This window comes from Rhodococcus sp. MT28, assembly GCF_058792695.1.
Map to the genome: position 1 here is coordinate 16,148 of NZ_JBXAFD010000025.1, position 11,589 is coordinate 27,736.

The following is an 11,589-nucleotide window of genomic DNA, read 5'->3' on the forward strand; positions in this document are numbered from 1 at the left end:
CCCGATCACTCGGTTCGGTGGCCACGACTCAGCCCTTCGGCGTACCTCTCGGGCACCGCCTCGTCCGCTGAAGACATAACAGAGCCCACCCACGCAGCTTCGGCCTGCCGACAATCCTGCTGACCCTGATGAGGCCGATAGTGCGGTCGTATGTTGTCGAATCGTGCGTGCCTGCGGGGAAGCTCGTTATATAGGCTGTCGGTGCTGAAATTCTTTGCCCCGGGTACCACCGAAAGAAGTGCCGCTTCGAACGGCCACTTGCCGAGAGGCGCACGACGGGCACCGACCCTGTGAAGTCGCTGGACACCCTTTTCGGTGACGGCGGCTACGTCACATCCGGGGCGGTCGGTGTCGCCCAGGGCCCGAATCGGGGTTCGCCGGGTAACCTGGGTCGTTCGGTGAGAGCGAAAGGAGCGCTGAGGGCTTCACCGCCCGGATACCTTCGGCGGATGCGATCGCCTGACTTCTGCGGCTCGTACCGTCGCTGTATCGACTCCGTATCGACGGTGGGCCGGCGCACCTGCTCAACTGCTACCTCTGGCTAAACTAAGACGGCGTGACGCTCGCCGATACAGGATGGCCGGACAGCGCCGCCCTGATCGGACAAGCGCTGTCCGCGCTCGGTAGGGACCGCACAGACGTGAAGCGGATCGTGCTTACTCATTTCCACGACGATCACGCAGGTTCCGCCGCTGAGATAGCGACATGGTCCACCGTCGAAGTTGTAGCAGGTGCAGATGATTCAGCATTCGTATCCGGTACCGAGAGCGGACCGATTCCCGAACTGACAGATCTTGAGCGAACGATTCACGCCGACAGCAACAAAGCACCGCACGGTCCTGCCTGTCGTGTGGACCATGAAGTCCGAGACGGGGACGAATGGGACTTCGCGGGCGGGGCCCGTGTCATCTCGGTACCAGGGCACACCCCGGGAAGTATTGCGCTGTACCTGCCAGAGCCCGATGCGGTGCTCACCGGTGACGCAGTGGCCGAGTTCCACGGACAGTGGCCGAGTTCCACGGAGAGGTGATCCTCGGCGTCTTCAACACCGATCGCGCACGTGCGGCCCGCTCGCTCTCGAAACTCGCCGCCACGAAAGCACACATCGCAGGATTCGGACACGGTGAAGCCGTACTCACAGACGCCTACAAACGGATACAGTCCGCGACCGATCCGTTCGCGGCGGACGTCATGTTGGAATGAGGGAAAGTGCTCCAACGCGCGACGGGCACCGACCCGGTGCAGCCGCTGGACGCCCTTTTCGGTGTCGGCGGCTTCGCCATATACAGGGGCGGTCAGTGGCGTCCGGGGAGGTCGACCTCGCGGATATACAGTATTCGCAAGGTGCTGTATTCCGGCCGACGATGGACACTCAATCATGCGCCAACGTAGTCAAGACCGAACTCAGTCGACAAAGATGCGAATGTCGTCGGAATCGACTCGACGTCGACGAGGGGTGAATCATGACTCAACCGGAAACGATGTGCGAGCCGATCGTGATCGGATTCCTCTCGCCGTTTCTGCACGAAGACGCGGCCGCGAGGTTCGCCCATGAACACCAAATTCGAGCAATGGTCGGCCCACGCGCGCACTCCCGAGACGCGGACACGCATCCGCCGCCTGGCCGTATTGGAGCGCATCTTTCATGTACTGGGCGTCGTCGGCGTGTGCGCGTTCGTCGTCATGCTGGCCATCAGCTGGTACATCACCATCTCCGGGGAGGGTCCGTGGTGGATCTGGTTCCTGGACATCGGAGTACTGCTGGCGTCGATCTTCCCCTACTTCATGACGCTGACCAGACTCGAGACGGCGATGTACGCCGACGGCGAGGAGTCGGTCGGCACCATCACCTCAGTGGTCATCGACCCACACAACATCTCCGACAGTGAAGCTAGCTACCACGTCACGATTACGGCGGAACACCCTGAAGGTGGCCACATTCGACGTGCCACAAGCGTGCCCACGAAACCCAGACGCGGGGACCGGGTCCGCTTCCGCCACAACACCCGAAAACCCGACGATCTCCACGACATCCTGTACATCGGATTCGAGGAAAACGATCCGTAGACTCGCTCTCGACGACCAACCGCGAGCAGCAACTGCGAATGCGAAACCCCATCTCGCTTCCACAAGGATCTCAAACCAGCACCCGAACCTAAAAGCGAATTCAGGTCGATCAGGCAGTCACGGACGTCACCGAGAAAATTGCTCCAGGGTTAATGCTGCATGGGACCGTTGACGTGGAGCGAGTACGGAGGAACCTTGATGCGGGCGCGGTTCAGGCCCAAGCTCGATAGAGCTTCTCGGCATTCGATGTACGGATGGTCGATGATCTCGGTTCCGTCGACGTCGAGGACGTCCCCGCGTTGAGCACACAGCACGGGACCCACTTTCCGCGCGGACCGGCTGGATGACTGACAGATCCACGATGATCTCGCCGGGTGGCACCGACAACCCAGCGCAGCATCGAACGCGAGTTCTGGCGAGGTAACGACGGACTTCACCTCGGAGTGCGCAGCTGAAACGGTGGGCGTGTCTCCTGCGGTCGGAGCCCATCGGTTCCGGCAGGGTGTCGGAATGGCGATGACCGAATTGCCCGATCCGGGTGGGCAGTACGTGCCGTGTCCTGAGCTGGAGCAGCTAGCGATTCCCGCGGCACAAGTGGTTTGCGTGCGTGAGATCGCGCGCAGTCTCGGCCGGGATCCGTCCACGATCTCGCGTGAACTGCGGCGCAATGCTGCCACACGAGACGCCAAGCTGGAGTACCGAGTGTCGGTGGCACAGTGGAAGGCTGAACTGCTGGCCTGGCGGTCATCCGAAACGGGTGACGCCATATCGTGGCCTCCCTGCAAAACTGGCTCGAACACAGGGTGTCTCGACATGTTAGGGCGATCAAGGTGACTGCTCCGATTCGCTACCAGTTTCTCATTGACGGTGACGTGTTGACACGGGTGAGCGGCATCTTTCCCAATATGCACGTGACACCAACCTCCAGCGGATGTACGAGCCTGCACGGTCCCATAGCCGACTACGTCGAAATGAGGAGCATTATGGCTCGATTGGACTCGCTGGGGCTGACCATCGCCGAATTACGCAAGCTCCCAGACTGATCGGCCCTCACTCGACTGACTGGTGAGCGTCCGACACCAAGTGTCGAAGCTATGGCATCGAGGCTTTTACCTTGTTCACGGAGGGCGCGAGCGAGTGCGGAGCGTGTGGGGGGGTCATGACGGTGGGCGGCTTCGAGGCGGCGTGGGCGCGTTCGACGATCATGCGCCGTTCCATTTGGGCGAGAGCTGCCATGATGCGAAAGAGGAATTCGCCGCCTGCGGTGGCGGTGTCGAATCCTTCTGCGAGGAAACGGAATGCAATGCCGCGTTCACCGAGGTTGTGGACGGTGTCGATGACGTGGCGGACGGACCGTCCGAGGCGATCGAGTTTCCACCCGACGAGGACATCGCCGTCATTCTCGCGTAGGTAGTTCAGGCATTCGGCGAGCTGGGGACGCGGCGTATTGGAACCGGATTCGTGGTCGGTGGAGAAGCGGATCGCTCCGGCTCGTCGGAGTGCGTGCTGCTGCAGTTTGGGATTTTGTTCGAGATCGAGATTTTCCGATTCGAAATACGAGAATGATAAATTACCTTGTGGCGCAACTATTTCCAACTCGACGAGGACTTCGCACGCCACGTGCGGACATCACTAGTCACCCCGGAACCCCCGCCAGCACTCCTGACACACAGCGAACAGAAAGTACTGCCAAAGCTCACCTCTGGCGATACCACCGAAGCCATCGCCGCTGACCTGTTCGTCTCCGTCAACACCGTCAAAACCCACCTGCGCGGAATCTATCGAAAATTCGACGTCAACACCCGCCGTGATGCCGTCCTCGTGGCACGCCGATACGGCCTCGTCTGAACCGGACACCAGACCTCCACCCCACCTGCCGAACCACCACTACACCCATCGACTAAGCGCCCCGCACCGAGCAACACGCCCCCTCTAGTGCTGCTAGATTCCATGCCACACACACCTACCACGCGACTGAGAGTTCCTCCTCTCACACCTGCCCGTTCGGGCTAGGTCACATACCGCGCAATCGTCGACAGACCTCGACCACCGAACACATGATCTAGGCGGGCGTGATGTCACCAAGCTTCCACGTTCGATCGAAATATGGTTCGAGAGGTCCGTAGAAGCGGAAATACGAGAACCAGTGCCGACCCGCAATGGTCTGAACCCAATTGGATTCCTTCCCTTCCGGAGCAGTCGGTCCATAGAAAAGATCTACCGAACCGTCCTCGTTGACAACAAGATCGGCATCTCGCGAGCCATGGTCGCCTCGCCCTTGCTCGTTGTCGATCAGGCACCGCGTGTCGATCGAGTAGACCGTCGCAGACCAGAACAGTTTTGCCGGGACATCGGCAGGTACGTGGAGTGTGTAGCTGTTTCCGCCGTCCAACCAGTGACCGTCAGCGTCGGAGTAACTACCCAGATATGCCTGACCGAGTCCAGGCGTCGTACTCTTCATCGCCTTGGAGAAGCTGACTGCCTCGTAGAACCACGACGCGCGTTCGTAGAACTCGTCGTAGTTGCCGCCTCGCTGAGCGGAGTTGTCCAGAACAATCGCCAAGTCCCACTGACGATCCGGCCAGTAGCGCGAACCGGGGAAGCGTTTGACAAAGGCATTCGCCTGAGCGAACACCACCCCCACTTCGACTGCCCGCTGCAAGATCTTCCGCAAGCGATCGTCCGGGGCAAACGGTTTGCCCCTCTCAATCCCCAGCTGCCGAAGCCACGCCATCGGGAACCGGTCGCGCTCTTCGACAGGTTCGTCCTGCACGATGTCGTGTAAAAGTTCCCAGTACCGAAGGTCTCGCGGCTGAATTCCGCTCCAGGGCTTGCCGTCCGGTGAGACCAGACGCGTCGGAGTCGGATTCTCACGATCGGAGTACGGGTACACCCGGACAGCGTCGACCAACGCGTCCGAGCGCGCCGGGTCCGGATCGAGCGTGCGGAAGCCGAACATGATGTGCATCATCGGGGAGCGGACAACCGTGTATTCACCTGTGTCCTCGGCACTCTGGCCTGGGCCGACTACCAGGGTCTTGCCGCCCTTGCCTGCATCGGGGCCCATCTCACCGAGCACCGCGAATTCTCGTTGCCAGAAATCTGCGATGCCCCCGGCGGTCGGCCCCGCCGGCAACTCGATTACCAACGGACCCGTTGTACCGAGATCGAAGAAGTTCAAGATGTACGGAGTCGTCGCGTTGGCGGTGATCAGGCCCAGTCGGTCACGATAGGAGCGGTAGACGACGATATCGGATGCAGTTGCTCCGAAGATGTTGGTATGCACGTCCATCCACTGCGCCCAGGATACGATGGGGATGGCCCACAAGTACGCCTGCACCGCAGTCTGGAAGTCGAGTTCGTCGAACACCGTCGCGATGTGGTCGCGAGCGGGAAGCTCTCCGTCCCTGGGGACAACTCCGGAGGAATACGTCAATTTGATGTCGGCCATACCCAGATGGTCCGGAAAAGAACCACGCCGCGAATCACCCACACCGGGTGAACCAGTAGTTCAGTGCGTCCAGTTCAGTGCCGGCATGGCAGCGTTCGGAGCCGAACAGCTTCTTCGCGGAGACAAAATAAGTTCTTCGGCAACCGCGCCCCGACGATCGAGGCGATCACCCGGTCCCAGCAGCGCCAAGTTACTGCAGATCGAGGTGCAACCGCAGCGCATCCTCGAGCGCGGCGAAAGTCTCCGTCCCGACCTTGCCGACCGGTTCAGGATCCAGACGCCGAACCGATACCGACCGTACCTGCTCCGCTTGCGCTTTCGACGCTCGCGCCAAACCTGACTCGTCGGACTCGACAATCACCTGAAACGGAAACACGTGCGCGGTATTGGTAGTCAACGGAACCACGGTGATCACGCCCCTGCCGAGATTTTCTGCAGTAGCGTTGGCCCGGTCGTTGCTCACCACCACCGCCGGTCGTCGTTTCGCCGCTTCACTGCCCTGCGCGGGATCGAGATCCACCCAGTGAATGTGCGCGCGGCGAATCATTCCGTGTCTGCCGTGACAGCGTCCCACACTTCATCTACGTCACCTTCGGCAAAGGCTGCAGCGTAGTCACGTTCGAGTCCGGACGTCGAGAGTAGGCGGAGCGCGGCTCGAATTCCTGCCGACCGGCCACGAAGTCCGTGATCACGCACATACTCGTCGAGTAGATGTGCATCCTCGTCAGGCAGACTTATGGTAAATTTCATGGTCATACTTTAAGCGTACCAAAGTATGATCTGGTGGTCACCGCGAAAACGGCTACACCGCCCCGCCAGTAAGAAAGAGCCATTCAAAGGAAGCAACCACCCCGACGCGTCTCCGAACCTCATAGCCACCCGGAGATGCCGTGCTGATTTGATGTACCTTCGCGGTCAACAACCCTGCGATCTGGACGAGCACCGTCGACATCATTCAGGAGTGGTGACCCAGGACCAGATCGCTGGCGTTTCGGTGATAGCGATCCGCGACTGCGCTAGCGAGGTGGCAGAAGTTGATCCAGAAGAACCTTGGCACCGGTAAGCGACAACGCTCGATTCGCCCGGCGCAACTCACGTAACGCGGCCAAAGGTTGCTCCGAAGCAAAAATTCCCTCTGCCGCCAGTACGTCTACAGCCCAACGCCTTCCGGCTTGGACCGTTTCATGCTTGAAGGCTACCGCCCTTCTACCGGGAGCGCCTGACGCAAACTCCGCTCTTGCAGACTCGGCGCTCAACAAGTCTCAGCCAACCGACGGCACTTCGGTGATGGCGTCGGCGGTCACGAGCATGTCGATCTCGACGCTGTTGGTTCCGTCGCCATCGGTGACGCGCACAGTTACCCCTGCCAGAGTCATTGGTCGTCGTGCATTTCCGCCCAGAATTTCAATTCAGATAGCGACTTCCATCGAAAATGGTTGTTACACAGTCACTTAAGAAAGAGAACTGACACAACTTGAAAGTTACCGGTGAGATATTTCCACTGTTACCGATCGCCATCCGAGCAACAAACCACGGGCCATCGGATCCCCGTCGCATGACGAAAGACGTGCGGGCCGATCCACATGATCAACTGTCGGCGCCGCCTCGGATGTCGTCGCGGTGCAGGGACGCGAGTTCGGCGAGGTGAGTTCCGACCCGATCAACCGGGGACACCAACCGTGACGAGATCGCGAGAACCTCTCCCTGCGCCCATCCCACCGCATAGGTCGGCGGATGCACACAACGGCCTAACGTGCGACCGTCGACCACGTCCAGCGCTGTCGTCTCGACAGCAGGACCCACACCACCATCAAAGGCCGAGAGCCGCGCGCTCATGGTGCGATGTTGAGCGTCCCCGTTCACCCTTCCGCGCTTACCCGTGGACATGCAGACCAATACAGTTACTGTGGACGCGTAGTCACACTTAGTTTACTGTGGGCACGTCTGAGATAGATGCCACAAAGGAGCCCGAAATGCAGTTCCTCACACTTCGTCGCACGCGGCGTAACGCGCCATCTGTCCGCTCAACTACGGGGCGCAATACCGTCAACGAACGTCGCGATTACCACGACACTCTGCGCACACTGTCCGAGGCATCCTCGACAGGGCTCCACTTCGAGGCGTTCAAAGACATCGCCTGGAATTCGCCCGAGTTCGCCGCCCCCGCGGACGACCCAAGATGGACACTCCCCGCGGTCGACCCCTTGTCCCACACCGACTGGTACCGCGCGCTCTCACCCCAGGAACAACGGCGGGTTGCCCGGATTCGGCTCGCATCTATAACAAAGACCGGCTCCCAGTTCGAGCAACTGCTCCTTCTCGGCGGTACCCAGTTCTTGATGGGCCTGGCGAACGAGAACCCCGAATTCCGCTACTTCATGCACGAACTCACCGAAGAGACGCACCACATCCAGATGTTTCAGGAGTTCACCAACCGGGTGGCTCCGGAGGTCCACGGTGCCCCAACGTGGCTTGTCAAGGCCTTCCCCCTGGTCGGTTCGCTGGGATCGCTGTGGCCCAGTTTCTTCTTTCAGATCATCCTCGCTGGAGAGGAGCCGATCGACCACATCCAGAAGAGCATCATGCGCGGCGGTGGCATTCACCCGCTCACCGACCGCATCATGCAGATCCATCTCGCCGAGGAAGCACGTCACATCGGGTTCGCCCATGCATGGTTGCGCCATCACGCTCCGCGCATGAGCCGATTCAACCGCCTCGCACTCGGCCTCACCACGCCTGTAGTCATGCGCATAGGGTTTTGGTCCATCGTCGTCCCGAGCCGGCAGGACGCCACGTTGCTGGGTATTCCCCGCAATGTTCTGCGCGAGACCTATTCGATGCGCAACCCCGATTTCCGGCGACTCCTTACAGAGTCCTGCGCAGACGTCCGGAGCCTCGCCGACGCCAACGGAATGCGCACCCGGCTCACCCTCTGGTCCTGGCGGCTTACCGGAACCGACGGCCGGCTGTCGCGTTACCGCAACGAGCCGTCGAGGGCCGCGGCTTGACGATCTGCAACCCGCGACGCAGCTGCCCCTGTCCCACTTCGGCAGACAGCTGCGTTACCCGCTCATCGCGGTCGAGGGACTGGCGCACAGATATCAGCGCGCCAACCACAGGCCCACACCCGAATCGCCCCATCGAATTGTAGGAAGCGCATCCATCGAGGCCGAACCGGTGACGTCAGTGCCGGCCGAGTCATCAGTGCCGGCGGAGACGCAACATTTCCGATGCCGTAGCGAATTCGCTTTTGCTACTGCAGGTTTGGGTACAACGTACTGCGAGCGATGTTCAGCACTTCCGCGATTCGGTCATGGATACGCCGTCGGCCTTCATCTTGGACCGGCAATAGAGTCACAGGCCGACCGCGCCGAGCAGAGCTTCTCCTGGATCGACGACGGCAACAACGGCCGCGACGAACAGCAGCGCCATCGCAATGGTCATCACAGCACCGAGCGATCCGAGGACGACGAACATCCGACGGTGGGCACCGTTTGTCGTGTCCGACGACCTGTAGCGTCGGAAGGCGATGACGGTTCCGGTTGCGACTACAGCGATCACCCCGGCGATAGCGACAATCGCCGCCCAGTTGTAGTGCTCGACCTGTGTGAGCAACTCGAGCAGTGGCGGCCTGGAGTCTCCGCTGCGCACACCGTTCTCGATCAGAGACTGCGCTGTCTGCCCGTCCGAGTTGTCCGCGGAGAGCATCGGAAGCAGCGCGACTACGGGTGCGACCGTCGACTGGATGTTGAGCACAGCCACAGACACCGAAAACAATGACAGCACAGTCGTAGTGGCCGCCGCGACCACGCAACCTACGCCGGCCGTCAGAGATCGCCGCCACAGGGTCGTCGCGAGCAGACCCAGAACCGCGGTCAGCAGCACCGAGATGACGATCTTGATCGCGTGCCACTCGAACCAGTAGTCCACCATCTCCGCCAAGCCGAGCGGATAGGTGCGGACTCCGCTACCCCAGTAGTCGACCAAGCCGCGGCCGAGCAGCTCACTCATGACGGATTGATCCTGGAACTGCGGATAGCGTCCGCGTAACAACGCGGCCGGGCCTAGAACGAACGCGGCCACCAATGCCGCTCCGGCGCATGACAACGCAACGATCGACCAGCCGTTTCGGTTGACGGACGTACTCATTGACGACTCCCTTCCGGGAGAGAGTCAATCAGCAGGTACGCGGCTGCACATCCATCTGCAGTACTACATCTGACGAACGAGGTACCAGCTCAGGATTCGATGCTCTATCGACAGCCGCGCCGGACTCTGGCAATCATCACGCACGGCCAGGATCAACCCTGCACCCGCGATGAAGTCGGATTCGGCAACCCCATATCTGCATCGACCACGTTGTTGTGCATCGTTTTTGCCTCCACGTCCCCACTGGACGCAAAACGTGAGTTGCTCCCGCCGCGCCCATCCATACCGCCGCAGGAGGCGACCGTGATGCGATTGAGTAAGCGCCAAGAAGAGATCATCGAACGGGTCGCCGAAGGCTATTCCGGTAAAGTAGTAGCACGCTTACTCGGAATTTCACCCGAAACCGTGAGTCCCACCTTCACGCATAATCGATCGAACGGTCTGCAGGAATGCAGGTTTGAAGCGATCAGCGCTATTTGCGAACATCGAGTTGACGGCCACCGTGCAGGACACTGAATGCGTCCCGACACTCGGAACTCGCCCGTCAATCGTTCCGTCACAGCCGCGGCCGACCATTTCTACCGAGCACTGGGCCACAGAGTTCCGAGAGTCACAGCGTCGATTCGGATCGATTCGTAGGCCGACTACGATCTTCATCTCAACAGGGCCAGCGCATCACTACTGGTGAGATGATGCATGATCGTGGATGGGTAGTAAGGCACTCAGGTTCTCGGTGAGGCACTAGAAGGTGATCTGGGATTTTCACCGCCGTGGAGAAATACTACGAGAGATCGGGCGGGTCCTCGGCCAAACGATCATGTGTTCTGTGAACCATCCTGCTCAGGCAGCGACCGGTGCCGGGGGACGGTTCGCGAACTGTACGCCGCAGCCACACCCGCATGTAGTTCACTTAGTGCGGGTGTGGCTGTGGCGCAACTACATTCCGGGTCAGGGAGTGACGGTGATGCCGGGCGCGGAGTTGAACTTGAGCGCCCCGGTCATCTTCGCCGTTCCGGCTCCTGCTGCCGGGCAGGATGCGCTGCCCCCGTTGGAGGTGAAGTTCACCGTTCCGGTGTTGTTGGCGGTGACGGTATGTGTTGTGTTGTTGTAGGGGACGGGGCCGGCGGTGCTGGCGGTGACGTCGATGACGCAGCTACCAGCGACTACGTGAGCTCCGCCGTTGGGGATTTTGATACTTCCCATCGGTGATCCGCTGTCGGCGTTGACGTTCAGAGCCCAGGAACCGGCCGTGGTGATCGTTGCCGGCACACCTTCGAGGTCACATCCGGACAGTGCCACGCTGGCGATGTTGATGTTGATGCCGCCCGTTCCGGAGTTCACGTTACCGGGCGCTGCAGGGGTGGTTCCGGTTCCGCTGACGCTGGTGCAGTACAACTCGAGACCGCCAGTTGTCACGAAACTGAGCCCACTGCTGGTGGCCGTCACCGGAGTGGCTGTGGCGGGGCTGATCGTGGTGGACGCTGCTGCGATCCCGGATGCAGCGATGGTCAATGCGGCTGCTGCCCCGACGATCGCGGAGGCCTTGCCGAGCATTGTGCGTGATGACATGTGATGTGCCTTTCTGTCGAATACCTTTGGGGTGAACCGTCAGTCGAAAGAAATTCAGGCGGGTGTGATCTCTACCCGGCGGCTCCCATCTGCGCCACAGCTGCAGGTTCGGCTGCCTGCGCAGCGGAAGCTGCCGGCGGTCGTACCTTGCGCGCGGCGACGGTGTAGACGTCGCTGGAAGTGGTCAGAGAGTTCTTTCCGCTGGCCGAGGGGGTTCCTGCTCGCAGGTTCACCGCCCAGTTGAGTGCACCGAAGACCCCGCACCCGCTGGCGGCAGGAGCTGCGAAGAGATTGTCGGTGTGCTGAACGGCAGGGAACACTGCTCCGGGATATTCGCCGATGGGCTGCGAGGG

14 protein-coding genes and 2 pseudogenes are annotated in these 11,589 nt (G+C 60.7%); 7 read left to right on the plus strand and 9 right to left on the minus strand.

Features of this window, described 5'->3' with window-relative positions; genetic code table 11:
* The first annotated feature begins 449 nt into the window (after positions 1–449).
* Both AC1Q6C_RS31955 and AC1Q6C_RS31960 read left to right on the plus strand, forming a co-directional pair.
* A pseudogene (locus AC1Q6C_RS31955) lies at positions 450–1,203 on the plus strand (MBL fold metallo-hydrolase).
* Between the two features lie 348 nt (positions 1,204–1,551).
* Positions 1,552–2,067 carry a hypothetical protein gene (locus AC1Q6C_RS31960; protein WP_019749908.1) on the plus strand — a complete coding sequence of 172 codons (516 nt, stop codon included), beginning with the start codon at positions 1,552–1,554 and terminating at the stop codon, positions 2,065–2,067.
* 149 nt (positions 2,068–2,216) lie between these two features.
* Here the strand turns inward: AC1Q6C_RS31960 and AC1Q6C_RS31965 are convergent, their stop codons facing one another.
* Positions 2,217–2,381: a hypothetical protein gene (locus AC1Q6C_RS31965; protein ID WP_157902096.1), complete on the minus strand. Its 165-nt coding sequence runs from the start codon at positions 2,379–2,381 to the stop codon at positions 2,217–2,219.
* A gap of 202 nt (positions 2,382–2,583) precedes the next feature.
* On the opposite strand from AC1Q6C_RS31965, the gene AC1Q6C_RS31970 reads away from it, so the two are divergent.
* Both AC1Q6C_RS31970 and AC1Q6C_RS31975 read left to right on the plus strand, forming a co-directional pair.
* Positions 2,584–2,901 carry a helix-turn-helix domain-containing protein gene (locus AC1Q6C_RS31970; protein ID WP_370627638.1) on the plus strand — a complete coding sequence of 106 codons (318 nt, stop codon included), beginning with the start codon at positions 2,584–2,586 and terminating at the stop codon, positions 2,899–2,901.
* The gene (locus AC1Q6C_RS31975; protein ID WP_051119235.1) at positions 2,898–3,110 is read left to right on the plus strand and encodes a DUF8691 family protein; all 213 of its coding nucleotides are present in this window, start codon (positions 2,898–2,900) and stop codon (positions 3,108–3,110) included. Before AC1Q6C_RS31970 ends, AC1Q6C_RS31975 begins: the two co-directional genes overlap by 4 nt.
* Positions 3,111–3,159: 49 nt before the next feature.
* Here AC1Q6C_RS31975 and AC1Q6C_RS31980 read toward each other — a convergent pair whose 3' ends face one another.
* A complete protein-coding gene (locus tag AC1Q6C_RS31980) occupies positions 3,160–3,687 on the minus strand; it encodes a recombinase family protein (RefSeq protein WP_051119219.1) in 528 nt (175 codons plus the stop codon).
* On the opposite strand from AC1Q6C_RS31980, the gene AC1Q6C_RS31985 reads away from it, so the two are divergent.
* On the plus strand, positions 3,688–3,915 hold the full coding sequence (locus AC1Q6C_RS31985; protein ID WP_019749911.1) for a response regulator transcription factor: 228 nt from the start codon (positions 3,688–3,690) through the stop codon (positions 3,913–3,915). It abuts the gene before it with no gap.
* Positions 3,916–4,129: 214 nt separating this feature from the next.
* Here the strand turns inward: AC1Q6C_RS31985 and AC1Q6C_RS31990 are convergent, their stop codons facing one another.
* From AC1Q6C_RS31990 to AC1Q6C_RS32005, 4 genes are all read right to left on the minus strand, one after another.
* Positions 4,130–5,518, minus strand: coding sequence for a DUF1254 domain-containing protein (locus AC1Q6C_RS31990; protein WP_492667043.1), 1,389 nt, complete (start codon positions 5,516–5,518; stop codon positions 4,130–4,132).
* A gap of 190 nt (positions 5,519–5,708) precedes the next feature.
* Complete coding sequence (locus AC1Q6C_RS31995; protein WP_019749913.1) at positions 5,709–6,065, minus strand: type II toxin-antitoxin system PemK/MazF family toxin; 357 nt, start codon at positions 6,063–6,065, stop codon at positions 5,709–5,711.
* The gene (locus tag AC1Q6C_RS32000; RefSeq protein ID WP_241896167.1) at positions 6,062–6,268 is read right to left on the minus strand and encodes a ribbon-helix-helix domain-containing protein; all 207 of its coding nucleotides are present in this window, start codon (positions 6,266–6,268) and stop codon (positions 6,062–6,064) included. The genes AC1Q6C_RS31995 and AC1Q6C_RS32000 overlap by 4 nt, the downstream gene beginning before the upstream one ends.
* A gap of 837 nt (positions 6,269–7,105) precedes the next feature.
* Positions 7,106–7,354, minus strand: coding sequence for a hypothetical protein (locus tag AC1Q6C_RS32005; protein WP_125461329.1), 249 nt, complete (start codon positions 7,352–7,354; stop codon positions 7,106–7,108).
* A 137-nt stretch (positions 7,355–7,491) separates the two neighbouring features.
* Here AC1Q6C_RS32005 and AC1Q6C_RS32010 point away from each other — a divergent pair, with 137 nt between their 5' ends.
* The gene (locus AC1Q6C_RS32010; RefSeq protein ID WP_019749917.1) at positions 7,492–8,526 is read left to right on the plus strand and encodes an AurF N-oxygenase family protein; all 1,035 of its coding nucleotides are present in this window, start codon (positions 7,492–7,494) and stop codon (positions 8,524–8,526) included.
* 346 nt (positions 8,527–8,872) lie between these two features.
* Here AC1Q6C_RS32010 and AC1Q6C_RS32015 read toward each other — a convergent pair whose 3' ends face one another.
* Complete coding sequence (locus AC1Q6C_RS32015) at positions 8,873–9,667, minus strand: hypothetical protein (RefSeq protein ID WP_019749918.1); 795 nt, start codon at positions 9,665–9,667, stop codon at positions 8,873–8,875.
* Positions 9,668–9,766: 99 nt separating this feature from the next.
* Here AC1Q6C_RS32015 and AC1Q6C_RS32020 point away from each other — a divergent pair, with 99 nt between their 5' ends.
* Entirely contained in the window at positions 9,767–10,183 is a 417-nt protein-coding gene (locus tag AC1Q6C_RS32020; RefSeq protein ID WP_019749919.1) for a LuxR C-terminal-related transcriptional regulator, read from the plus strand.
* 432 nt (positions 10,184–10,615) lie between these two features.
* Here AC1Q6C_RS32020 and AC1Q6C_RS32025 read toward each other — a convergent pair whose 3' ends face one another.
* Both AC1Q6C_RS32025 and AC1Q6C_RS32030 read right to left on the minus strand, forming a co-directional pair.
* Complete coding sequence (locus AC1Q6C_RS32025) at positions 10,616–11,236, minus strand: hypothetical protein (protein ID WP_492667044.1); 621 nt, start codon at positions 11,234–11,236, stop codon at positions 10,616–10,618.
* A gap of 71 nt (positions 11,237–11,307) precedes the next feature.
* Positions 11,308–11,589, minus strand: a pseudogene (locus tag AC1Q6C_RS32030) (hypothetical protein); the annotation flags it as partial.